The 24,902-nt window shown below is 45.7% G+C and carries 23 protein-coding genes; 6 read left to right on the top strand and 17 right to left on the bottom strand.

What is annotated here, in order from left to right; all coding sequences use genetic code 11:
• Window positions 1-2: 2 nt before the first annotated feature.
• The gene (locus tag AC07M6_RS16725) at window positions 3-1,217 is read left to right on the top strand and encodes a peroxiredoxin family protein (RefSeq protein ID WP_494891361.1); all 1,215 of its coding nucleotides are present in this window, start codon (window positions 3-5) and stop codon (window positions 1,215-1,217) included.
• Between the two features lie 144 nt (window positions 1,218-1,361).
• Here the strand turns inward: AC07M6_RS16725 and AC07M6_RS16720 are convergent, their stop codons facing one another.
• From AC07M6_RS16720 to AC07M6_RS16700, 5 genes are all read right to left on the bottom strand, one after another.
• Window positions 1,362-3,023 (bottom strand): PAS domain-containing sensor histidine kinase, encoded by a 1,662-nt coding sequence (locus tag AC07M6_RS16720; protein ID WP_494891359.1) that lies wholly within the window; start codon window positions 3,021-3,023, stop codon window positions 1,362-1,364.
• Between the two features lie 5 nt (window positions 3,024-3,028).
• Window positions 3,029-3,349: a circadian clock KaiB family protein gene (locus tag AC07M6_RS16715; RefSeq protein ID WP_494891357.1), complete on the bottom strand. Its 321-nt coding sequence runs from the start codon at window positions 3,347-3,349 to the stop codon at window positions 3,029-3,031.
• 3 nt (window positions 3,350-3,352) lie between these two features.
• The gene (locus AC07M6_RS16710) at window positions 3,353-3,652 is read right to left on the bottom strand and encodes a circadian clock KaiB family protein (RefSeq protein WP_494891355.1); all 300 of its coding nucleotides are present in this window, start codon (window positions 3,650-3,652) and stop codon (window positions 3,353-3,355) included.
• Entirely contained in the window at window positions 3,649-5,403 is a 1,755-nt protein-coding gene (kaiC, locus tag AC07M6_RS16705; protein ID WP_494891353.1) for a circadian clock protein KaiC, read from the bottom strand. Before kaiC ends, AC07M6_RS16710 begins: the two co-directional genes overlap by 4 nt.
• A gap of 337 nt (window positions 5,404-5,740) precedes the next feature.
• Window positions 5,741-6,805, bottom strand: coding sequence for a DUF6515 family protein (locus AC07M6_RS16700; RefSeq protein ID WP_494891351.1), 1,065 nt, complete (start codon window positions 6,803-6,805; stop codon window positions 5,741-5,743).
• Window positions 6,806-7,497: 692 nt separating this feature from the next.
• Between AC07M6_RS16700 and AC07M6_RS16695 the strand changes: the two genes are divergently transcribed.
• From AC07M6_RS16695 to AC07M6_RS16680, 4 genes are all read left to right on the top strand, one after another.
• On the top strand, window positions 7,498-8,565 hold the full coding sequence (locus tag AC07M6_RS16695) for a sensor histidine kinase (RefSeq protein WP_494891350.1): 1,068 nt from the start codon (window positions 7,498-7,500) through the stop codon (window positions 8,563-8,565).
• The gene (locus tag AC07M6_RS16690) at window positions 8,562-9,314 is read left to right on the top strand and encodes a LytR/AlgR family response regulator transcription factor (protein ID WP_494891348.1); all 753 of its coding nucleotides are present in this window, start codon (window positions 8,562-8,564) and stop codon (window positions 9,312-9,314) included. Before AC07M6_RS16695 ends, AC07M6_RS16690 begins: the two co-directional genes overlap by 4 nt.
• A 94-nt stretch (window positions 9,315-9,408) precedes the next feature.
• Complete coding sequence (locus AC07M6_RS16685) at window positions 9,409-10,794, top strand: LutB/LldF family L-lactate oxidation iron-sulfur protein (protein ID WP_494891346.1); 1,386 nt, start codon at window positions 9,409-9,411, stop codon at window positions 10,792-10,794.
• A complete protein-coding gene (locus tag AC07M6_RS16680; protein ID WP_494891344.1) occupies window positions 10,791-11,342 on the top strand; it encodes a dihydrofolate reductase family protein in 552 nt (183 codons plus the stop codon). The genes AC07M6_RS16685 and AC07M6_RS16680 overlap by 4 nt, the downstream gene beginning before the upstream one ends.
• 136 nt (window positions 11,343-11,478) lie before the next feature.
• Here AC07M6_RS16680 and AC07M6_RS16675 read toward each other — a convergent pair whose 3' ends face one another.
• Window positions 11,479-12,333, bottom strand: a complete 855-nt coding sequence (locus tag AC07M6_RS16675; RefSeq protein ID WP_494891342.1) for a DUF4198 domain-containing protein — start codon at window positions 12,331-12,333, stop codon at window positions 11,479-11,481.
• Window positions 12,334-12,404: 71 nt separating this feature from the next.
• Between AC07M6_RS16675 and AC07M6_RS16670 the strand changes: the two genes are divergently transcribed.
• On the top strand, window positions 12,405-14,381 hold the full coding sequence (locus AC07M6_RS16670) for an alpha-ketoacid dehydrogenase subunit alpha/beta (RefSeq protein WP_494891340.1): 1,977 nt from the start codon (window positions 12,405-12,407) through the stop codon (window positions 14,379-14,381).
• A gap of 104 nt (window positions 14,382-14,485) precedes the next feature.
• Here the strand turns inward: AC07M6_RS16670 and AC07M6_RS16665 are convergent, their stop codons facing one another.
• From AC07M6_RS16665 to AC07M6_RS16615, 11 genes are all read right to left on the bottom strand, one after another.
• Window positions 14,486-16,096: a M28 family peptidase gene (locus AC07M6_RS16665; protein WP_494891338.1), complete on the bottom strand. Its 1,611-nt coding sequence runs from the start codon at window positions 16,094-16,096 to the stop codon at window positions 14,486-14,488.
• 175 nt (window positions 16,097-16,271) lie between these two features.
• Window positions 16,272-16,706, bottom strand: coding sequence for a ribose 5-phosphate isomerase B (gene rpiB / locus AC07M6_RS16660; protein ID WP_494891336.1), 435 nt, complete (start codon window positions 16,704-16,706; stop codon window positions 16,272-16,274).
• A gap of 214 nt (window positions 16,707-16,920) precedes the next feature.
• A complete protein-coding gene (gene tatC, locus AC07M6_RS16655) occupies window positions 16,921-17,790 on the bottom strand; it encodes a twin-arginine translocase subunit TatC (protein ID WP_494891334.1) in 870 nt (289 codons plus the stop codon).
• Between the two features lie 52 nt (window positions 17,791-17,842).
• Complete coding sequence (gene accC / locus AC07M6_RS16650) at window positions 17,843-19,183, bottom strand: acetyl-CoA carboxylase biotin carboxylase subunit (protein WP_494891332.1); 1,341 nt, start codon at window positions 19,181-19,183, stop codon at window positions 17,843-17,845.
• Between the two features lie 175 nt (window positions 19,184-19,358).
• Window positions 19,359-19,826: an acetyl-CoA carboxylase biotin carboxyl carrier protein gene (accB, locus tag AC07M6_RS16645; RefSeq protein ID WP_494891330.1), complete on the bottom strand. Its 468-nt coding sequence runs from the start codon at window positions 19,824-19,826 to the stop codon at window positions 19,359-19,361.
• A 267-nt stretch (window positions 19,827-20,093) separates the two neighbouring features.
• Complete coding sequence (locus AC07M6_RS16640) at window positions 20,094-21,083, bottom strand: beta-ketoacyl-ACP synthase III (RefSeq protein ID WP_494891328.1); 990 nt, start codon at window positions 21,081-21,083, stop codon at window positions 20,094-20,096.
• Between the two features lie 11 nt (window positions 21,084-21,094).
• A complete protein-coding gene (gene plsX / locus AC07M6_RS16635; protein WP_494891326.1) occupies window positions 21,095-22,033 on the bottom strand; it encodes a phosphate acyltransferase PlsX in 939 nt (312 codons plus the stop codon).
• Window positions 22,034-22,047: 14 nt separating this feature from the next.
• Window positions 22,048-22,239, bottom strand: a complete 192-nt coding sequence (rpmF, locus tag AC07M6_RS16630; RefSeq protein WP_494891324.1) for a 50S ribosomal protein L32 — start codon at window positions 22,237-22,239, stop codon at window positions 22,048-22,050.
• An 18-nt stretch (window positions 22,240-22,257) separates the two neighbouring features.
• Window positions 22,258-22,785, bottom strand: coding sequence for a YceD family protein (locus tag AC07M6_RS16625; protein WP_494891322.1), 528 nt, complete (start codon window positions 22,783-22,785; stop codon window positions 22,258-22,260).
• Window positions 22,786-22,975: 190 nt separating this feature from the next.
• On the bottom strand, window positions 22,976-23,770 hold the full coding sequence (locus AC07M6_RS16620) for an NADAR family anti-phage protein (protein WP_494891320.1): 795 nt from the start codon (window positions 23,768-23,770) through the stop codon (window positions 22,976-22,978).
• Window positions 23,760-24,875 (bottom strand): phosphoribosyltransferase-like anti-phage protein, encoded by a 1,116-nt coding sequence (locus AC07M6_RS16615; protein WP_494891318.1) that lies wholly within the window; start codon window positions 24,873-24,875, stop codon window positions 23,760-23,762. Before AC07M6_RS16615 ends, AC07M6_RS16620 begins: the two co-directional genes overlap by 11 nt.
• Window positions 24,876-24,902 lie beyond the last annotated feature (27 nt).

The raw sequence follows: 24,902 nt of genomic DNA, 5'->3' as shown, positions 1-24,902 counted from the left end.
GTATGCTTAAAAGAATCTTTTTCCTGCTGGCCATAACGGCCACAAGCGCTTGTACCAGCGCCCCGTCTAAATTAAAACCCGGCATTTGGCGCGGCGTATTAAAAATGAAAACCGGCGCCGAGCTGCCTTTTAACTTCGAGGTAAAGGATACTGCAGGAAAGCAGGAAATAGCCATTATTAATGGATCAGAGCATTTCAGGGTACCTGATGTGCGGTTGGATGGCGATTCGGTTTTTATCAAAATGCCTTTGTTCGATTCAGAATTTAAACTGAAACAACAGGATGGTAAGCTGGAGGGCAAGTGGATAAAACACCTGGCCCAAAAGGATAACGAACTGGAGTTTACCGCAACACCCGGGCAGGCCTTCCGCTTTTTTGAAGCCCCTGAGAAACCCGCTGCTGATGTGAGCGGCCGATGGTCGGCCGTGTTTAGCAGCGATGGCGTGCGGGATACAACCGTAGGCGAGTTTAAACAAACCGGGAATAAAGTAACCGGCACCTTTTTAACCACCACCGGCGATTACCGCTATCTGGAGGGACAGGTAACCGGCGATAAATTTTACCTATCCTGCTTTGATGGCGGGCATGCTTTCCTGTTTACGGCCGATGTGAAGGATAACGTTACCTTAAACAATGGCAAATTTGGCAGCGATACCTGGGAAGCTGTAAAAAACAATAAAGCCAAACTGCCCGATGCTTATTCCCTCACCGCGTTAAAACCGGGCTATAAAAAACTGGCTTTTACCTTTAAGGATCTCAATGGCAACAAGGTATCGCTTACCGACGAGCGCTTTAAAAACAAGGTGGTTATTGTTCAGTTTATGGGATCGTGGTGCCCTAATTGCATGGACGAAACGGCCTACCTGGTTAACTACTACAAAAAGTATCACCCCAAAGGTGTAGAGATAGTAGGCCTGGCGTATGAGCGCAGCCCCGATTTTTCCCGCTCGCAAAAAACATTGACGCAGTTGAAAAACCGCTTTAACATCCCCTATCCTTTACTTATCACCGGCTTTACCAACGATAAAAAGGAGACGGCTAAAAGCCTGCCGATGTTGGCCAATTTCCTTGCTTTCCCTACCACGGTTATTATTGATAAAAAAGGCGATGTCCGCAAGATCCATACTGGCTACAGCGGCCCCGGTACCGGCGAGCATTATATTGAGTTTGTGAATGAGTTTGAGAAACTGACGGATGATCTGCTGGGGGAAAAGTGACCTTGATTAAAGGATTTGAGGATTGATATGATTCCCTAAAAAGGTTTGTCATTGCGAGCGATAGCGTAGCAAGCAGAGCAATAGGACGAGATTGCCACGTCGCCATTGCCCACTGTCCTCCGCGGCTCCTCGCAATGACAAAAATTATGAGATCAGCGGCAGCTCAAAATAAAACGTCGAGCCTTTTCCAAACTGGCTTTCTACATGAATGGTGCCATGGTGGTTTTTAATGATCTCGGCAGAGATATACAGGCCCATGCCCAGCCCGCTGGTGCTGAAGGTTTTATCTTCAACACGGTAAAAGCGTTCAAATATCTTATCCCGCTGCTCGTGCGAGAGGCCGATGCCAAAATCGGTTACTGATACCCTTACATGCCCATCCAACGCCTGCGCTTTAACAATGATGCGGTTGTCATCTTTCGAGTATTTTACGGCGTTGCTGACCAGGTTCATTAGTATTTGCTCCAGCCGCTCGGGGTTACCGTGTACCATCAGCACGGGTTCAATTTCATGCTCAATGGTATATTCGGGATAGATCTGGGCGGCATTTTCAACACCGGCATTAATCATATCGGCCAGGTTAACGGCAGCCATCTGGTAATCCAGGCGGCCGGCCTGTATCTTGCTTACATCAAGCAAATCATTAATCAGGTGGTGCAGTTTGTTAATGGCATTATTGGCTTTAGTAATATACTGCTTAATAGCCGGCGGGATTTCCTCCTTTTTATACATGCCCATTATTTGCAGGTAGCCTTTTAAACTGGTTAAAGGTGTTTTCAGCTCGTGACTGGCTATGCCGATAAACTCGTCCTTTTTATCCATTTCCTGCTTTTGCTGCTCAATATCGGTAGCTGTGCCTACCCAAAAAAGCACTTCGCCATCCTGGTTCTTTAGCGGGATGCCCCGGTTAAGGTGCCAGCGATAAACGCCATCGGCCCGCCTGTAGCGGTTCTCCATTTCAAATATGGTACCGCTTGTTAAAGCGGCATTAAAACGCTCCATGGTAGGCCCCACATCATCAGGATGCAAAATATCTCTGAAGCCCCATTCTTTGTTTTCATCATCGGGCAAACCCGTATAAGTATACCAGCGCTGATTATAAAAAGTCACCTCGCCGTTAGGCAAGTTAGTCCAGGTCATTTGGGGGATGTTATCCGTCAGCAGTTTTAAATATTCACGGCTAATGGTTAGGTCGCGGGTACGGTCCCTCACGGTTTGTTCCAGTTCGTCGTTCAGTTTTTTGGTGAGCTGCTGGGCCTCTTCCAGCTGGTCAAACTGCAATTCCAGTTGCTGCTGGGTCTCTTTCTGGATGGTCAGGTCGGTAATGATCAGGCTTAGGGCCCGGCCGCCGTCAAACTCCATTACATTGCACGATACCAGGCAGGGGGTCACCTCGCCGTTTTTACTGATAATGGAAAGCTCGTCCTTGCAATCTTTTTCCCAGGCGCCTTTAATCATGTGGAGAAACTTGGGCTTATCGTTCCCATGCACAAAGCTGCTAAAATGCAGGCCTATTACTTTTTCAAGCGGCTCGCCAACCAGGCGGGCAAATTTCGAATTGCTGTATAATATCAATCCATCACGGTTAAGCGATACCGCGCCCTCGTTCATTTTTTCAATAAATACGCGGTAGCTTTGGTCGGCACTGTTTAGGGTAAATATTTGCGGGCCCGCGTCATTTTTTACAATAAGGGCATCAACCTGGCCGCTGCGGATAGCGTCAATAGCATCATTGGCTTCCTGAAGCTGCCAGCGCAGCTCGGTATTCTCGTTAAGGAGTTGATCATATGATGGTTTATGCTCCATATCAGTTACTGTGTGATCTTGAAACTCTCCAATAATTTTTTAGTGTCAGACATGTCGCCTATCAGGCGCCTGTCTATCCCCCCGCCACTTTTTATTAATAATGGCAGGGCAATAATTTGTTCCTTTTCGGCAATCGCGGGTTGCTGGTATACATCAATAATTTCAAGCTGATAGTTATCTTTCAGATATTTTTCGCAAAAAGCCTTAATATTATCAACCGCGCGGATGGAATTTGGCGAAGCCCCCGTTATAAACAACCGTAGTTGATGCGTCGGGACTTCGGTATCCCGGCTGCTGTTCTCTGCTATCCAATTTTTTGCTTTCATCGGCTACGTATTTGCAGGACGAATATTTAACCCTACTAAAACTTTCTCTTCGTTTGACAGGTCTCCGATGATCTTACGTATCGGCTCGGGCACTTTACGTACCAGCGTTGGTATGGCAAATATCTGATCGCCTTCGGCCAGTTGCGGCTTTTCCAGCAGATCTATCACTTCAATAATATACTGTCCCTTTAAATGTTCCTCGCAATACCGTTGCAGGTTTGTTAAAGCGGTTACAGATTTGGTTGTTTTACCTGCAACATACAATCGTAGCTCCCAGGCTTTTGGTTTTGTTTGCTTGGTCATTTTTTGCCTGGTTTTTTTACAGTTTCTGTTTCATTTCCCGCTTCCGCCTCGCGCCGCAGTTTTAATATTTCCTGGCGGTTTTTATCCATTACTTCTTTTCTCAATTCTTCTTCCATGTAAATCTTGTTCAATTCCTCTTCAACAGATTCAAACTCGGTTTGCAGGCTGGATATCTTTGATTCGAGCACTTTCCGCTTGCGCATAATCTCGCGGTCTTTTCGGTTTAAAGCAAAATCGCGCAGCGCTTCACCGGTATGCTCGCGTAATTGTTCGGCTTCCCGGGCCGATCCGGTTAGCACCCCGTCGGGACCGAGGTACACGTCTACAAGATTCAGGCCAGTATCGCTGATAATAAACTCCCGCACCTGGTTAGAGTGCTTCATCCCGCGCGATTTCATGACATACATGCCCCGGTTACGTTCGCCGTTAAACTCAATATCACGCACCAGCAGCCAGGCATCAACCAGCGATGACACCCCCTCGTCGGTCTGCTCGTTTACAATGGTATTTAATGTAAGGGCGGTAAACATCACCGTAATCTGCTCTTCCATTAAAAAATCAAGCAAACGGATCAGCATCGATTTTACATCGCCAACCGGGCCAATAGTGATGAGGTTAGTAATCGGGTCTAATATCACCGTCTCCGGTTTAAACTTGCGGATATGCTTATGCATAGCTACCAGGTGCATTTCCAGGCCATATAAGGTAGGCCGCGAAGCATGGAAGTTTAACAGTCCGCTATCCATATACTGTTGCAGGTTTAACCCGATAGAGCGCATGTTGCGTATAATTTGTTTTGGCGATTCCTCGAAAGAAAAGTAGATACAGCGCTCGCCCCGTTTGCAGGCTTCGGCAGCAAAATAGGCGGCTATACTGGTTTTACCGGTACCAGCCGTACCCGATACCAGGATACTGCTCCCCTTAAAAAAGCCTTTGCCGCCCAGCATCTGGTCAAGCCCGGGTATACCGGTTGATATACGCTGTGTTTGTACATTTTTAGCCAGGTGCAGCGATGTTACCGGTAATACCGAGATCCCCTCCTCATCTATCAGGAAAGGATACTCGTTAGTACCATGTAGCGAGCCCCGGTATTTTACAACACGCATACGGCGGGTTGAGATCTGATCGATCACCCGGTGATCAAGCAGTATCACACAGTCTGATACGTATTCTTCCAGGCCCTGGCGGGTAAGTTTGCCCTCGCCGCGCTCGCCGGTAATTACTGCTGTAACGCCTTTCTCTTTTAACCAGTGAAAAAGCCTGACCAGTTCGGCACGCAGAATGCGCTGATTGGTAAGGCCGGCAAACAAGTTCTCAATGGTATCCAGCACAACCCGTTTGGCCTTTATGGCATCAATAGCATGGCCCAGGCGGATAAACAAACCATTCAGGTCATACTCGCCGGTCTCTTCAATTTCTATCCGTTCGATATGTACGTGGTCTATCCTTATTTTTTTATCTTTTTGCAGCTTTTCCAGGTCAAAACCCAGCGAAGCCACATTTTGGGCAAGCTCCTCGGCTTTTTCCTCGAAGGCCATAAACACGCCGGGCTCGTTAAACTCCGTTGCCCCGCGTACAATAAACTCCAGCGATAGTAATGTTTTGCCACTGCCGGCTTCGCCGCATATTAATGTTGGGCGCCCCATGGGGAAACCGCCGCCTGTTATCTCGTCTAATCCTATGATACCTGTTGCCGCTTTGGGCAATGCCGGCCTTTGTAGGGCCTGTTTTTTTTCCCGGGATTTACTCATGCTATATATTTCTTAGCAGCATATATCGCCGGTTATTTATATAAGAACCGGCCACATATATGCTATTGTTATACCATTAATTTAAATAAGCCCTGTTCCGTTTTAATAAATACAACAGCGCTTATTACGCGGTTTTTATTAAAGCCCAATTGCTTTAAAAGATGCGTCGAATAACAACACAAGGTGTATTTATATTGTTTTTAATTTCAGCGATTTGCACATTAATCTCTTCAAATTGCTGGCATGATATAGCAAAAACAGGGCAAAAAAAAGAGGGGTAGCCGCTTTCGCTGCTATCCCTCCATCAAACAATCACCTTAAAAAAATTCTTCGCTTCTTAATTGCCAGGCTGATCGTCCGGCGTACCGGCTACCCGGTATATTTTACGGTTGCCATCTCGGTCTTCCTGGTAGTAAACACCATCGGGAGACACATAATATTTTTGACCATCAATTTTAACGCTGCTGCAATTTGGTGGCAGGCTGTCAAACGTATCGCCTATACGTATGGGGGCCTGGTCTGCATTGCCGCCTTGCTGATTGTAAGTGCCATCATCCTGCGGTGTACCTGCACCGGTGCTCAGTTCGCCGTCTTTACCGGCAATCTGGTAGCCTGTGCTGCCGTCATCTTTGGTTATGGCCTGGTAGTATACGCCATTTAATTCGTAATACTGTTCGCCATCAATCATCAGTGATTTAGCGCCCGCAGGCAATTGATCAAGTATGGCGCCTAATGGCGGTTCAACCACGGTATAATCGTTGTTATTATACTGGTAGTAATAGCCATCGCTGTAAAAGTATTGGTAATCGCCCCAGTAAAATGGGTAGTAACCATAAGGCAATACACTTAAACGGAAACCTAAACGCGGCGCGTAATAACGGTTATAATAAGCATACCGGCCACCAAACCTGTTATATGAATAGTAACGGCCATGATTATAGCTGCCACTGTAGCCGCGGTAACCGAAACCTACACGGGCACCGCCATTGCTATACCCCCGCGAGTAACCTGTACGGTTGCCGCCGCCATAAGCATAAACCCTTGGCGATACGCCATACCTGCTGCCGCCAACGCTGCCACGGCTACCAATATCGGCACGTGTGTTACCACGATAAGATGGTGAAGCGTTTACCCTCGGGCTTGAATAACTTCCTCTTGGGGTAGCGTATCCTGCCGATGGCCTGCTGCCCGAAAAGCCGCCGCCGCGGTTATAGGAACCACCGCTACCGGGGCTTTGGATGCGCCCGCCTGAATGGCTACCGGAGAAGCCTCCACTTGAACGACCGCCCGAAAAGCCGCCACCGCTGTGAAACCCACCGCCACCATGCGAACCGCCGCCGTGCGAACCACCACCACCGCCTCTGCCACCGCGCTGCGCACTGGCCGAAAATGCTACCAGCAAACCAAACAGTCCGCTAAGGGCAGCACTTACAAAATATTTATATTTACTTTTTATAATCGATTTATGTTTAATAGACCTGCATTTTTATAAACGGTTTAACCCCTATTAAATTATGAGTTAAAAACCGACAATCCGCTGACAGATAAAGGCACCCTGACTTTCTTTATTCAAAAATAATTTTCAGAATGAAATTTAAATGAACAAGGGAGGTAGGGTCTTGAATTTTTTTAAATTAACCACAAAGGGCGCGGAGCCTCACCTAAATCCTCTCCAGAGGAGAGGATTTCAGAAGCAAAGTTTTATAACCCTCTCCGTGGGAAAGTAATAGCCCATGAATAGACATTTTAGGGTAGCCCCTGGCCGGGGCATTATGGTTTCTGTTACGTTTACTACAAACAGGTAGTCCCTCTGGGACATAGAACTTGTATGATCCATCAGTATTCGATAATGCTTCTGTGCCCCGGAGGGGTTACCTGTTTATAGCAGGGAAGAAAAAAAGGAATTGTCCCCAGCGGGGACTACCCTTATAAACTCATATCAGTAATGGCTATTAATGCGCTATTACTATTTGGAGAGGGCAGGGTGAGGTTCCTTTGTGGTTTAAATCCCCACTACAAACCAAATATCCGCTCAATTATGCCATTCGTCTCTTTTTATGCTGATATTCACTTTACATTAAACAGTTTTGTTATATGAAAGAAAGCGTGTTTAAGGATAGGGAGCGGTCGTATTTACGCAGCAATGTTCAGTATACCGTAATCGGCATTGTAGTTGGTTTGGTTATTGTGGTGTTTAAATCGGCTGTTATAGGCGCCATGCTGCCCCTGCAGGATACCCTGGTAAATATTATGTTTAGCGTGGTAATAACGCTGAGCATCGCTAACAGCATGTTTTTGTTTGAGTATTTATTGATTAAAGAAAAGGGCAAGGGCTGGATCCTGTTATTGGTTTACTATAGCTGCAATGCCTTTGGCATGCTGATGGGTATCGAGCTATCGTATTTACTGGTTTCGTTTATTTTTCATGTTCCTTTTCATTTTTTAAATCATTACCAGGAATACCGTTTTAGTGGGGTAATTGTGCTGGTGGTGGGTACCATCATTTATTTTTACCACGCCCAAAAAGGCCGGATGGAAACACGCCTGAAAGAAAAAGAACTGGCTATGGCTAAACTGGTGCACCTGAAAACACAGGCCGAACTACAAACCCTGCAATCAAAGATCAACCCGCACTTTTTATATAACTCGCTTAACTCCATTGCCAGCCTGATCCACGAGGATGCCGACAAGGCCGAGGACATGACGCTGAAGCTATCTAAACTGTTCCGCTATAGCATTAACTCCCAGCAGGAGAACATGGCCAGCATAAAAGAGGAAATAGAAATTGTTAATACTTACCTGGATATCGAGAAGGTGCGCTTTGGCGATCGCATTAACTTTATGATGCAAATAGCGCCTGAGGTAAAGGACCTGCGCATCCCCCGGTTTTTGATACAGCCCCTGGTAGAGAACGCGCTGAAGCATGGCTTAAATAACAAAGCCGATCATGGCGTTTTACAGATCATAGCCAACCGCGATGCCGACAATATATCCATTACCATTGCCGATAATGGCGTGCCGTTCCCTGATGATATAAACATGGGTTACGGCCTGCAAAGCACTTACGATAAACTATCCCTGCTGTATGGCGATAACTACCGCATCCACATCAGCAATCATCCGCAAAAACATATTAAAATAACTATCCCGGCAAACCCATGAGCAAAGTTTGGAAAACCCTTATTATCGACGACGAACAACTGGCACGCCAGCGCCTGAAACGCTTATTGAAGCCTTATGATGAAATAGAAATAATAGGCGAGGCCGTTAACGGCGCCGACGGACTGGAACAGATACAAGCCCTGCGCCCCGACCTGATATTCCTGGATATTGAAATGCCGGTATTAAACGGGTTTGAGATGCTGGCCAAGCTGGATCAGCAGCCAAAAGTGGTTTTTACTACCGCTTACGATCAATATGCCATTAAAGCTTTTGAAGAGGATTCGATAGATTACCTGTTAAAACCGATAGAGGCCGAACGACTGGAGAAAACTGTTAAGCGCCTGCAGCAAACGCAATTGCAAACTGCCGCACCTTTGCCATTAGAGGCCCTGATGAAACAACTGCTGGTAAAAAAGGATATTAAGACCCTCACCGTAAAAATTGGCGACCGGATCTTGCTGATCAAACTAAGTGAGATCTTATTTATTGATGCCGAAGATAAATACGTGTTCCTGCATACTGCCGATGGCAAAAAGCACCTCACCGATTTTACCATCAGCTCGCTGGAAGATAAGCTGCCCGAACAGTTTTTGCGCATTCATCGCGGTACGATGATTAATACCGATCATATTAAAGAGATCCGTAAAGGCTTTAACGGCGCGCTGATATTTTTAATGAACCATACAGATGTAAGGCTAACGTCGAGCCGGTCGAACGGGGATATGCTGCGCGATCGGTTTGGGATCTAAGGTCCCGGGGAGTGATGGGCGATGATTCCCCCATCATTTACATTGTGGACAAAAACCCCATCCGTTTATTTCTTTTATTCCCTAATTTCGTGGTATGGGAAGTACCGCCGAAGAATTCTTAGTTGATGCCGAAGAAAAAGCCTTCGACCTTAGGCACAGGGCCATTATTAACAATAATATGGGCAAGTACGAGGTTTCGGTAGACCGGGGATTATCGCGCATAGCCAACCTGGATAATGCCAAAAAGAAGGGTCACGTAATTAAGTGGCGGGTGATGGAAAACCTGGATAAATTTTTGCCCGAGTTTGAGGCCAATTTCCAGCGGAGGGGCGGCAAAGTGATCTGGGCCAATGATACGGCCGAGGCGCAGCGCGAAATATTGAACATCATTAAACGCAGCGGAGCAAAAAGCGTCATCAAATCCAAATCGATGGTGACGGAAGAAATTCACCTGAACGAGTTTTTGGAGGCCAACCAGGTAGAGAGCCTGGAAAGCGACCTGGGCGAATATATTGTACAGCTGCTGGGGCAAAAGCCTTATCATATTGTAACCCCCGCTATGCACCTGAGCAAGGAGGACATCGCCCAGCTGTTCCACGAACGGTTTGGCACCCCTGTTGACGCTACTCCCGAACAACTAACCCTAAAAGCGCGCGAGCTGCTGCGCGAAAAATACCTGCAGGCCGATATCGGCATCTCCGGCGCCAATTTCCTGCTGGCCGATACCGGCAGTATTGCCATCAGCGAAAATGAAGGCAACGCCCGCCTGTGCACTACTTTCCCTAAAATACATATTACCATAGCAGGTATCGAAAAGATGATCCCATCTATGATGGATCTCGACCTGTACTGGCCCATGCTATCCACCCATGGCACCGGGCAAAACCTGACGGTTTACAATACTATATTAAGCGGCCCGCGGCAAGCCGACGAAACCGACGGCCCCGAGGAGATGTACGTAATATTGCTGGATAACGGCCGTACCAACCTACTGGCACAAAAGGAGCAGCGCGAAGGTTTATACTGCATCCGCTGCGGGGCTTGTTTAAATGCCTGCCCCATATATAAAAACGTGGGAGGCCATACGTATAATACCCCGTATAGCGGCCCAATTGGTTCGGTGATCACCCCGCACATGCGCGGGATGGAGGAGTTTAAGCACCTCAGCAATGCATCAAGCTTGTGCGGTAAATGCTCGGAAGTGTGCCCGGTGAAGATAGAGATCCACAAAATGCTGCTGCTAAACCGCCGCGATGCGGTTAAGGACAACCTGGTTACCAGTAAGGAAAAATGGGGCTGGTCGGCCTGGAAAAAAGGCATGCTGAAGCGCGGCAGTATGGATTTTTTTGGCGGTAAAATGAAAAACTACCTGATGCGCCTGTTCTTCAAAAAAACATGGGGACATTACCGCGAAATGCCAACCGTAGCCGATAAATCATTCTCCACGCTGTGGAAGGAAAAAAATAAACAGGGCGAATGAGAAAAGTGATCCTAAACCTGGCTGTTACCCTTGACGGATATATTGAAGGGCCTAACGGCGAGTACGACTGGTGTTATGCCGACCAGGATTATGGCATGACCGCGTTTTTTGCCAGTATAGATATGATATTTATGGGCCGCAAAAGCTACGAGCTGATTAGCAGCACGGGTGATATCAATGCTTTCCCGCATTATAAATATGTGTTTTCGGATACGCTCGACCCGGCTCTGCATCCCGATGTAGAAATTATCCGGTCGGCAAATTTTAAGGAAACGGTTACGGCGATAAAAAACCAGTTTGGCGGTCATATCTGGCTGTTCGGCGGCGCGGAATTAATATCGGCCTTTTTACAGGAGAATATGATAGATGATTTTATGCTATCCATACACCCCATATTATTAGGCGGCGGGAAACTCCTGTTTAATCCATTAGCCGGCCGGGTAGGCCTGATCCATACGGGTACCGAAACCTATAGCAGCGGCCTGGTGCAACTCATGTATACGCTGAAGCCCGTTTTTGATTTGAGTAATTTGCCCGGTTTACAGTAGCTTGTCATTCTGAACGTAGTGAAGAATCTACCGCCAATGCATTAACGCTCTGCTTACGTTAGATTCTTCGTTATCACTCAGAATGACAAATTATTAATCATTTGCACATCTGCATATCCCCGCATCTGCACATCGGTTAGTGCCTATCCCCTAATCCAAAACTCTTAAAATCGCTTGTCCTGTCGTTACTGCTGTTAAACAGGAAGGTAAAGGCGGTTTGGATGGTCTCAAAATCGGCATCGGTGCTGGTTGATGCTACCGTACGCACACTGCGGAACATATAAATACCTTCGCGGGTTGTGGTGATAGAAAATTCGCCTTTTTCGTTAGTGGTTGCACGGTCGGGATATACGTTACCGGCGGGTGTTTTCAAAAAGATATCTACCGGCGCGCCCTTAAGCGGTTTCCCTTTATAATAAAGGGCGCCGGTTAAATCGTCTCCATAATTCAGTTTATACGGGTTCTTCTTCAGGATGATCTCGTATTCCTGTCCGGTCAGCTTGTCAAAATCGCCGCCGGTGGCTTTATCAACCATTACCAGTGCTTTTAAGTAGCAAACCTTTTTTTCGCGGAAACGCGACTGGTTACTGTTATTTACGGTTTCGGCCAGCTTGGTTAAACCCTCGTTAGTCAGATATTGGGCATACTGCTCGCGGTCTATAGCGGTGGCTGGTATATCGCGTATCATTTCCACCATAGATAGGCCGGGGTTGTTCATGGTATAAGTTAACACCGGGGCGGCGCTGTCTTTGGCGGCGGTCATCAGGTTTATTTTTTTGCCGTCGTCATACAGCATAAATTTTTTGGTTTTAGAGGCGTCGTACTTGTATTCTTCTACATCTTTAAACTGGTCGCCGCCTAACAGGTACATGTCCAATTTATCGCCTTTATGCAAAAAATAGCTTTTGGCAGCCAGGTAATTATCCTGTGCGCTGGCCGTTAGTGCGGCAAGGCATAAAAACACGAGGGGGTAAAGATTTTTATGTTTCATAAATATCCCATAAATGTAATGATATGAACGTTCAAACATACAAAGTTTTAAAAAATCGTTAGCTTAGCTTAATGATTTTTGACAAAAAAAATCTCGATTCTAACACCCTGCTGTCTTTTTACAAGGCGCTTTTATGGCCGCGCGCTATCGAAGAGAAAATGCTGATCCTGTTAAGGCAGGGGCGTATCGGCAAATGGTTTTCGGGCATTGGCCAGGAAGCTATTGCCGTAGGGGCCACCCTGGCCATGCAAAAGGACGAATACATTTTACCCATGCACCGCAACCTGGGTGTGTTTACATCGCGCGGTATTTCCCTGTCGCGCTTAATGGCGCAGTGGCAGGGCAAGGCATCGGGCTTTACCAAGGGGCGCGACAGATCGTTCCACTTTGGTTCGCAACAGCATAAGATCATCGGGATGATATCGCACCTGGGGCCGCAAATGGCTTTGGCCGATGGTATTGCCCTGGCCGATGTTTTGGCCAAACGTAAAAAAGTTACCCTGGTATTCACCGGTGAAGGCGCTACCAGCGAGGGCGATTTCCACGAAGCGGTTAACATTGCCGCGGTATGGAACCTGCCGGTAATATTTTTAATAGAGAATAACGGCTATGCCTTATCAACCCCGGTAAACGAGCAATATAAATGCCGTACCCTGGCCAGCAAAGCCGCCGGATATGGCATTGAAGGGCGCACCATTGACGGCAATAATATCCTGGAAGTTTACCACACCGTTAGCGAACTGGCAAAGGACCTGCGCGAAAACCCGCGCCCTGTATTGCTGGAATGTATGACCTTTCGCATGCGCGGGCACGAGGAAGCCTCAGGCACTAAATATGTGCCGCAACAATTAATGGAAGAGTGGGCCGCTAAGGACCCGGTAAAAAACTTTGAACTATACCTCATTAGCGAGCTGATATTACGGGAAGAATGGGTGCCTTATCTTAAAAACGAATTCGCGCCGGTTATTGATAAGGAAATAGAATCAGCTTTTCGCGAGCGTGAGCTAAGTCCCAGTGCCGACCGCGAACTGGCGGATATGTACATGCCTTACACACCGCCGCCAGTAAAACAGCCCAGCAATTACAGTCCCAAGCGTTTTATTGATGCCATTAGCGATGCCCTGCTGCAAAGCATGTACAAGTATAGTAACCTGGTTATTATGGGCCAGGATATTGCCGAATATGGCGGCGCCTTTAAAATAACGGAGGGCTTTGTAGAAAAGTTTGGCCGCGAGCGTGTGCGTAATACTCCGCTGTGCGAGTCGGGTATTGTGGGTACGGCCATGGGCCTGTCGCTTAATGGCTATAAGGCGGTGGTAGAAATGCAGTTTGCCGATTTTGTGACCGTTGGTTTTAACCAGATCATTAACAACCTGGCCAAAACTTATTACCGCTGGGGGCAAAATGTTGATGTTGTAATTAGGATGCCTACGGGCGCAGGTACCGGCGCGGGGCCTTTTCATTCGCAAAGTAACGAGGCCTGGTTTACCAAAACACCGGGCTTAAAGGTGGTTTACCCGGCTTTCCCGGCTGATGCCAAAGGCTTGTTAATGGCCGCCATTGAAGACCCTAACCCGGTGATGTTCTTCGAGCATAAATACCTGTACCGCAGTATCAGCGGTGAAGTACCTGATGATGACTATTTTATTGAGATAGGCAAAGCAAAAATATTGGAAGAAGGGACGCAGGCTACTATTATTACCTATGGGCTGGGCGTGCACTGGGCATTGGAATATGCGGCAAAATATAAGCAATTCTCTATCGAGATCATTGATCTGCGCAGCCTGCAGCCCTGGGATAAGGAAGCGGTTGAGCAGAGTGTAAAGAAAACCGGCCGCGTTTTAATCCTGCACGAAGATACCCTGACCAGCGGCTTCGGCGCCGAAATTGCCGCCCATATAGCCGAGCATTGCTTTTTTAACCTGGATGCCCCTATTATGCGCTGCGCCAGTCTGGATACTGCCGTACCGATGAACAAAGCATTAGAGGACGATTTTTTAGCCAAAGCCCGTTTAGAAGAAACGATGAATAAGCTGCTAAGTTATTAGCAGCGGTATATCCAACTAAGGGCGACGAGCGTAATCCCTCAAACGCAAAAGAGCCTCCCGGTAATACCGGGAGGCTCTTTTGTATTAATATAGCTTTTATAGATTTAGTTTTTGGGAGCATCCTTGGCATCCACCGCAGGGCGGACATCGCGGTTTGCTAACTCCCAGCCCATAAAATAAGCATGCTGCGCACGTTTAGCTAACAGCGGGAAGTTGATCTTGCTCACCTCGTCGCCAGCACCATGATAATCAGCATGGGTGCCATTAAACCAGAATACAATTGGTACGCCGTGTTTAGCAAAATTGTAATGATCTGAACGGTAGTAGAAACGGTTTTTGTCGTTCAAATCGTCGTAACGATAATCCAATTTCAGGTGGGTATAGGTGTTATTGGCATCTTCGGTAATTTGGTGCAGGGTGCTGCTTAACATGGACGAACCAATAGGGAATACATAGTTAGCCGAATCCGGGTTGCCTTTGTAATCGTCGCCAATACGACCAATCATATCAATATTTAAATCAGCAATGGTATTAGCTAATGGGAATACCGGGTGCTCGGTATAATATTCAGAACCTAACAGCCCTTTTTCTTCGCCAACGTTACCCAGGAAAAGGATGGTACGACGAGGGCCCTTGCCGTCTTTTTTAGCTTGGGCAAAAGCACGTGCAATGGTCAAGATACCGACTGTGCCCGAGCCATCATCATCAGCGCCGTTGTTTACTTTATCTTTTGCATCGGGCGCAAGGTTTAACCCAATATGGTCATAGTGGGCCGAGAAAACCAAAACTTCATCTTTCAGTTTCGGATCGCTGCCCGGGATCATCGCCACAATATCAGCCGACATTACATCTTTCACTTCAGTGCCAAAAGATGTATTAACGCTGGCCTTAATCGTTTGCGATTGCGGCGCGCCGCCATCAATAGCGGTTTTTAAAGCCGCGTAAGTTTTACCACTGGCTTTTAATAATTGGTCGGCAACATCGGTAGTAATGTTTATAGTTACTACACCGCCCATTGGGTTACCACGGCCCGGAGCTGCGGTTGCGCCAGCCTCTCTTTTAAGGGCAACACCCGGGTGCTGGAAGGCAAAGCGCGGGGCCATCTGGGCCACCGTAGGGCTGGCAGACAGAATCAATAATGGCTCTTTTGCCATTATTGCACGCATACGCGGGTTCACCATACCGCGGCCCTGGCGTCCACCGGCTGCAGGCGGGGTTGCAGGTGCAGCACCTGCGGCCACAGGTGGGGTTTCGTTCATTACTAAAACCACTTTACCTTTCAGGTCGCCGGTTAATTCGGCATCGGTGCCATAGCCTACATAAACAATATCATCTGCTTTAACAGTGGTAGCAGGCGCTCCGCCGCTGGCGTAAAAATCCTTACCCATGGTTAAGGTTTTGCCATTAACCGTAAACGAACTTACTTTAAAAGTAGTTTGGGTTAAAGGGACATCTAAAAAATACGATCCATTGTTAGCAGGCAACAAGCCTAATTTTTTATACTCGCCGGCCAGGTACTTAGCGGCTTTTTCGGCGCCTGGCTGGCCGGTTTCGCGGCCTTCCATATCATCGGCTGCAATAATACTTAATTGCTGTTTAGCAAACTCGGCGGTGATCAGTTTCGAATACTTGATCGCGGTTTGATCGGGTTTTTGTTGGGCACAGGCCGTGGCCGCAATGGCCATAGCTGCAATCCAGGTTGCGGTTTTTTTCATGTTTTTTTGATCAGTTTTTTAGCCGCCGGCAACAAGTTGCTTAGCGGATGTTTTTATGTTTAGTTTTTAGTTTTCTAAAATAATTTGTCATGCTGAACTTGTTTCAGCACCCCACATGCATGGTATTACTTAGCAATGGGTTCCCTAAATAAATTCGGGATGACGTAAAGTGCTATCAGCAAGTCATCTTCCCCACCCTTGTCGCATGCCGGCCGCCTTCAAATTCGGTGGATAGAAATACGTCTACTATTTTCTTGGCATCATCCAGCGAAATAAACCTTGCCGGGATGCATACTACGTTTGCATTGTTATGCTGGCGGGCCAGCGCGGCCAGTTCCTCATTCCAGCATATCGCCGCGCGAATGCCCTGGTGCTTGTTGGCCGTTATAGCCACGCCGTTGGCGCTGCCGCAAACCAAAATGCCAAAATCGGCCTCGCCAGTCTCTACCGCCGAGGCTACCGGGTGTGCAAAATCAGGATAATCTACCGAATCGGTATTATAGGTGCCAAAGTCTATAATTTCATTGGCCTGTATGCTGCCGGCTAATACCTGCTTGTACTCAAATCCGGCATGGTCGGCCCCTATGGCAATCTTTATCCCTGTTTTCATTAGCTTCAAATGTATTCAGAATTTATGTGGGACTAAAGTAACTATTTTGTGGGAAAGGCGGAGGCTATTAGGATTTCTATTGGAGTGATTTAACCACAGAGGGCACAAAGAGAGAACCACAAAGATCACAGAGCTTGTGATACAATTCAGGGTTTTTACAACAAAAAAGGGGCGAACCTTGTGGTTCGCCCCTTTTTTAATTATTTATCGCTTGTTAGCTCTTCATAAATTCTTCGTCCTTTTTAATCTTGCGCCTTTCAACCGCCGCGGCTACCAAAATACTTACTTCGTATAAAATAAACAGCGGGATACTCACTACGGTCATAGTCAGCATATCGGGGGTTGGTGTTACCACCGCGGCAATGATCAAGATAACTACAATAGCATAGCGGCGGGTTGAGCGCATAAATTGAGGCGTCATGATACCCAGGTTAGCCAAAATATAGATCAGGATGGGTAATTCAAAAACAATGCCTGTGGCCAGCGTTAAAGTGGCTACCGATGACAGGTACGAATCGATGGTTGGCAGGTTTTGAATAGAGTCGCTAACTGTGTAACCCATTAAAAAATGCACCGATAATGGCGTGATCACATAATAACCAAACATCACACCTAAAAAAAACAGGAAGGTAGCATAAAACACAAAACCGGTAGCGGCCTTGCGTTCCTTATCGTGCAGGGCAGGCTTAATAAAGCGCCAGATCTCCCACAACAAATAAGGTACCCCGGCAGTAATCCCAATCAGCAACGACGCGTTGATCTGTAAGATAAACTGCCCGGCCATTTCATTATTGATCAGCTGTACTTTTATGGTACTGAAGCAAAAATCGCGGTGCAGCCAATGGCCAATATTGCACATGGTGCGGGCTGTCCAGAAATCGGCCTTACTGGGGGCCATAATGATGTTCTCAAAGATCCAGTCGAAATACGCGAACGCGAAGCCCATGAAGATCACGATAGCGATAGATGCCCGGATCAAGTGCCACCTTAATGCTTCCAGATGGTCGAAGAACGACATTTCGGCCTCAATGGTTTTACCCTTGTCCTTTATCGCTTTAATTAGTTTATCGCCCGTGTCGCTCATTTAAAACCGTTGTTTAGGGGTATTTACGTCTGTTTTATTTGCAAAGGTTTTTTTATTCGCCAAACTCAAAAGTTTCCATGAATTTGGTAGTAAAGTTACCTGCACGGAAGTTAGGATCCTGTAACAATTTTAAGTGAAAGGGTATGGTAGTTTTAACACCTTCAATCACAAACTCGCTTAACGCGCGCGACATGGTGCTTAAAGCCTCATCGCGGGTTTGGGCCACACAGATCACCTTGGCGATCATCGAATCGTAATTGGATGGGATCACATAACCGCTGTACACATGCGTATCCACACGTACCCCATGGCCACCCGGCGAATGGAAGTTAGTGATTTTACCCGGTGAAGGGCGGAAGTTATTGAACGGGTCTTCGGCGTTGATGCGGCACTCAATGGCGTGCATTTGCGGCTCGTAGTTTTTACCCGAAATAGGGATACCCGATGCTACCTTAATTTGTTCTTTGATCAGGTCGAAGTTTATTACCTCTTCGGTTACCGGGTGTTCTACCTGGATCCGGGTATTCATCTCCATAAAGTAGAAATTGCGATCTTTATCCACCAAAAATTCGATGGTACCGGCACCTTCGTATTTTACGGCTTTGGCGCCTTTTATGGCAGCCTCGCCCATGCGTTTGCGCAGTTTTTCGGTCATAAACGGCGATGGCGCTTCTTCTACCAGTTTCTGGTGACGGCGCTGGATAGAGCAGTCGCGTTCGCTCAGGTGGCAAACTTTACCGTACTGATCGCCCACTACCTGTATCTCAATGTGGCGCGGGTCCTGCACGTATTTCTCCAGGTACATGCCATCGTTACCAAAGGCAGCGCCCGATTCCTGACGGGCCGAATCCCAGGCGGCTTCAAACTCCTCTTCTTTCCACACAATACGCATACCACGGCCACCACCACCGGCAGTAGCTTTCAGTATTACAGGGTAGCCTATTTTCTTGGAGATCTCGATGCCTTGTTTAACGCTTTCTAACAAACCTTCAGAACCGGGGATACATGGCACACCGGCCTTCTTCATGGTTGCCTTAGCCGAAGCTTTATCGCCCATGGCGTTGATCTGATCGGCAGTAGCACCGATAAATTTAATATTGTATTCGGCGCAAATGGCCGAAAATTTGGCATTTTCTGATAAAAAGCCGTAGCCCGGGTGTATCGCGTCGGCATTGGTTACTTCGGCAGCCGAAATAATATTGGGGATATTCAGGTAAGAATCGCGGCTGGGTGGCGGGCCAATACAAACGGCCTCGTCGGCAAAGCGCACATGCAGACTGTCGCGGTCGGCGGTGGAATATACAGCAACCGTTTTTATACCCATCTCCTTACACGTACGGATAATACGCAAGGCTATTTCACCACGATTAGCTATTAATATCTTTTTAAACATTTCTTTAATGTGCAAATGTGCAGATATGCAAATGTGCAGATGTTCGGATGCCGTTGATGCTCCATTTTCCGCACGGTTGATATTCACACATGGTTTAGCAATTAATATACTTACTTGTTTGCAGAGCGCGAATTTTATACATGCAGATTATTTGCATATTCGCATATCTGCACATTTAAACGGGTTCTACTAAAAATAAAGGCTGGTCGTATTCAACCGGGGTAGAGTTATCAACCAGTACTTTAACAATACGGCCGGATACTTCCGATTCGATCTCGTTAAACAATTTCATGGCTTCTATGATACACAGTACTGTACCCGTGCTGATCTCATCGCCCACATTTACAAAAAATGGTTTCTCGGGACTTGCCGAACGGTAGAAAGTACCGATCATGGGCGATTTGATAGTGATATATTTTGAAGTGTCGGTAACCACCGGTTCTGCGGCGGCGGCGGCCGGTTCGGGGGCGCTTGCTGCCGGCGTTTGCAATGCCGGTGCGCTTATGGGTACCTGGGCCGTAACATATGTTGGGGCCTGGTTGGTTTTAATCGTGATCTTGAAACTTTCTTGCTCTATAGAAACTTCATTTACGCCTGATTTTGAAACGAAACGTATAAGGTCCTGTATTTGCTTAATATCCATAGTTTGTTACGAAATGGTTTTAGGAATAACAGTTTAGTAGGTTAAATATATGCAAATGTGCGTATGTGCAAATATGCAGATGTTTAATTAATTAATGATTATAAAATATGCAAATGTGCGATGTGCAAATATGCATATGGTATTATAGTAAACAGCGGGTTGTAAATAATGTTCGTGTTAATGTGCAGATATGCAAATGTGCGTATGTGCGAATAACCTGCTTAGTGGTTTTCATCTGCATATTTGCACATTTTCTCATCTACACATTTAATAGGCCCACTTTAAATAAATGGAGCCCCAGGTAAACCCGCCGCCAAAGGCAGCTAAAATAATGTTGTCGCCTTTTTTAAATTTATCTTCCCACTCCCATAAGCATAGCGGGATGGTGCCATTAGTTGTGTTGCCGTAACGCTCAATGTTTATCACCACCTTATCGGCAGTTACACCGGTGCGGCTGGCGGTAGCATCAATAATACGTTTGTTGGCCTGGTGTGGTACCAGCCAGGCAATATCATCGGCGGTGAGGTTGTTTTTTTCCATTACCTCGGCAGCTACATCGGCCATGTTGGTAACGGCAAATTTAAATACAGCCTGGCCTTCCTGGTAAGCAAAATGCTCTTTTGCATCAACCGTAGCGTGCGATGCCGGCAATTTACTGCCACCTGCTTTTTGATACAGGTATTGCGAACCGGATCCATCGCTTTTCAGGATAGAATCTATAATGCCGTAGCCATCGGTATTGGGCTCCAGCAGGGCAGCGCCGCAGCCATCGCCAAATATAATACAGGTAGCACGGTCTTCGTAATTTACAATCGACGACATTTTATCGCCGCCAATTACCAGCACTTTTTTATGTTTTCCGCTTTCGATAAACTGCGCGCCGGTAGCTAAACCAAAAAGGAAGCCCGAGCAGGCAGCCTGCAAATCATATCCCCAGGCATTTTTAGCGCCAATTTTATCGGCCAGTATGTTTGCCGTAGCGGGGAAAACCAAATCGGGGGTGGTGGTACAAAAAATGATCAGGTCGATCTCGTCGGCGCCGATACCGCGTTTTTTCAGCAAACCTTCAACCGCCGGAACGGCCATATCTGAAGTTGCCAGGCCTTCGCCTTTTAAAATACGCCTTTCCTTTATACCTGTGCGGCTGGTGATCCACTCGTCATTGGTGTCCACCATGCTTTCCAGTTCATGGTTGGTAAGCACATACTCAGGGGCGTAGCCGTGCACCGCTGTAATTGCGGCATGAATTTTACTCATTTATATCTGTTTTACTGAAAAGCCTGTTTTACTTTATCAACCAAGCCGGTCTCTACCATGTTTTTGCATAGCAGCACCATGTTTTTAATAGCCTCGGGGCTGGATATACCGTGCCCTACCACTACCGGCGCGTTAACACCCAATATGGGGCTGCCACCGTATTGCTCATAATTAAACCGATCGAAAAACTCATCCTTTAAGCCCTTTTTAAGCGTAACCACGTAAAAAGATTCGGCCATTTTAAGGATGATATTGCCGGTAAAGCCATCGCATACAAAAACATCGGCCGCGCTACCAAACAGGTCGCGGCCTTCCACGTTGCCAACAAAGTTGAACAAGCTGGTCTCTTTCATTAAGGGGTAGGTAGCCAGGCAAAGGATATTGCCTTTTTCTTCTTCTTCGCCAATGTTCATCAGCGCCACTTTGGGGTCGGTTAAACCGTAAACAGCCTGCGCAAACAAGCTGCCCAATACGCCAAACTGCAAAAGCATTTCGGGTTTACAATCGGCATTGGCGCCTACATCCAACAAAATACCCAAACCGCCTTTCAGTTTGGGTACAATAGTTGTCATACAGGGGCGCAAAACGCCCGGAATGGTTTTTACACTGAACATGGAGCCCACCAGCATAGCGCCGGTATTGCCCGCCGACGAAAAAGCGTCGATCTTTCCATCCTTTAACAGCTGGAAACCAACGCTAATGCTCGAATCGGGCTTTTGTACAATTGCCTTGGTGGGGTGCTCGCCCATGCCAATTACTTCGGTTGTGTTTACAAACTCGAAGTTAGCGGCATCGAAATTATTTTCCTGCAGAATGCTTAAAGCGGTAGCCTGGTCTCCTATCAGCACAAGCTTTTGCCCTTCAGCCAATGAATTATAAGCTGCTATTGCTCCTAAAACAGTTGCTTTGGGAGCATAATCGCCGCCCATAATATCTAAGCCAATCTTCATACAGAAAATTAAACTTAGGCTACGGCAGCTTTCTCAATCAGTACTTTACCGTTGTAGTATACGTTACCATCAACAGTATAAGCGCGGTGAGGCAAGTGTACTACGCCAGTAGTTTGGCAAGTTGTTAATGAAGGAGCTTCTGCTTTGTAGTGTGTACGGCGTTTCGCGGTCCTTGATTTGGAAAATTTCCGTTTTGGATGTGGCATAATTTCTTGTTATTAATTCTATTTAATGTTTTTGAGCGCATCCCATCGTGGGTCAACCTGCTGCCCGGGTTCTGGTTCATCACCTGCCGATAGTTGTTTTAACCTATCCAGCATATCCTTATCACAATATGGGGTTTCCCCCTCGTTGCCGCAGGTAGCTATAAAAGGCACCGCGACATTAATATATTCATATATCAGGCCGGCAATATTGATCTCGTGATCGTTCTTTGTCAGCGCCATTACTTCTTCGTCCTCGTCAATCGGCTCGTCGCTGAATTTAGCGATCTGCTGCTCCTTCATATCCACCTGCTGCGGATAAGTGGCCAGGCATTTATCACAATCCAGCTGGATATTGCCGGTGATATGAAAGTTAAGGATCAGCATGGTTTCCTGCTTATCCAGATCCACCTTGCACTGCAGATCAGCCTTTTTAACTAACGAATATTCAAACTCATTAAAAAAAGCATCGGTGATCACATAGTCAAACTCGTGTTTTCCCAGCTTAAGGCCGGTGAAAGGGATGGCGTATGTCCTCAATGATTTCAATGAGCAATATTTAGCCCGCAAATGTAGGAAAAATAAATATATCTGAAAAGTGTTTTTTAGATGAAAATGTTAATAAGGTTTTGGAGTGTGGAAAACGTGGATGGCGTTTAGTGCGCGTGGTGATTTAACCACAAAGGGTGCTAAGATATTCACATAGTCCTTAAAGAAGAAATGCGATGCAATAAATAAACTAAAATTCAAATAAGCCTTTCTGTGAATTATTGGATTTACTCTTTTTTCTTTTGGGCGTTAGACTTTTGACAGACTCTGTCTTTTTAGTAGCAATAAGGTGACTGTTTGACACATTGTTTTCTTGTAATGTGTTAATATTTAAAATATCTTTCTTTAAATCTAAAGTCCAGTAGTTATTAAGCCAATTAATAAAATTTATTCGCTCGTCGATAATGTCTATTTTTTCACCACAGATTAGAAAATTGGGAATATTTAATGGCTCAACATATAATAACAAATATTTATCTCGACTATAATACAACTGTCGTAAATCCATTAATAATCGCCCTAAAGCGTTTTTTCCTGTGTAAACTGTGTTATCTGAGTTGGGAATAGCGCCCCAAAAATTATCTGTTTTAGAATTTTCAACTATATTTTTTAGTCCTGTTTGATTTAAAGCTTCGCCAAAAGAAATGAAGTTTTGGGCCAGTTTTATATTTAAACACCATTTCATCACTTTTAACCTAATCAATTCCCAATCGTCTCTGCTGTTTTTTTTATTTGCATTACTTATAATTTTAACTGACATCGGGCTTTTTTCAGCTATAATTTTCTCCTGGATTTCTGGATGGTGTGGGAATCTGCAAATTTGATAAAGTGCTTCTGATGTTTTAATATCAATGCCATTAACTCTCAACGGAAAAGAGGTCGCCATATTGGACAAATCTCCATACTTATCGTTGTTTTTCTTGAAAATACAGGAGTCTTCAATATTATAAACTCGATTTTCTTTCTGTTCGATTTTATATTTCATATGTAAGCCAATCAAAAGGAGGTGTGTAGCTTGAAAAATGACGTTCAAACAAAGGAATCCAACCATGCCCAGCATACCAAAAAACAAGTGGCATATTAAATGGAACATTTCTGTAAGTCACGCAAAATGCTCCGAAACCAAGGTTTTTGTGACTTGATAATCCATAGCCTAATGGTCTCATCCGTGAATGTCGTCCCGAACCGGCTTCATTAAAAAGCATAATTCCTTTTTTTAAGATAATTGTTTCAAACCTATTTCTGTTTTCTGGAGAGCTAAAAAGAACTTCTTCGTTCGGTAAATTACTTTTTCTAAAAGCTGTAGAATCATCAAGCTCCATCTCCTCACAATATTGAGTCAAAAGCTCATCGTTTTCGTCCCTGATTGGAAAAATAAAATCAAGATTAGATGAACTATTTCTTGGATCATTTTCAACATGTAGAAAAGCCCATCCCTCAGAATATTGCTCTATACTACGTTTACCTAATGCCATGTATACTCGAGATTTGAATTTATCATAATTGTAACTGTGCATGATGAAATTCAGAATTAAAAGTTTTGCTTTTTTCTCCCTTAACAACTCTAAATGTTTTTTTTCGCCATCCCCCTCAAATAGCCAACCACCAGTAACTTCCCAGTTATCCGTCTCTTCATTTTTAGTTTCTTTAATAAGGCATTTATATAAACTATCGCCGGTACAAAATATATCGTCTATGTAAAGATAGTACTTAGGTTCTAATGGTGGATTTGCGTCTATATCAAACCCAAAGTCGTCAATAAAAATTTCGCGGAGAAGCTTTAGAAAATCACTTTGACTTTTTCCGTTTGGCTGGTTTCTAATAAAGGCGGAGTTTAAAAGAAATTCCGTTACACTTTTATAACCATGTTTTTCCGAAACATCAGCGATAATTTTCTTTAAGGCTTTTTTTACAACATCTTTAGAAAAATAACGCTTACCTAAAAGATGTTTCAATTCATTGAGTAAAAAGATTCGATCTGATTCATCGAATTGTAGTATCCATGCAGTGATATGCTCTATAGACATTTTATTGTCTGTGGACCGATAATCCTTTATGATTTCGTAAATTTCAGTTATAATTTGTTCCATTGTGAGGTTTAGTTTTTCTAAAACTAC

The sequence above is a fragment of the Mucilaginibacter sp. GW821-FHT07H05 genome (assembly GCF_059418485.1).
Note: the sequence above shows the minus strand (reverse complement) of the source record. Positions and strands in the feature narration are given on the sequence as shown.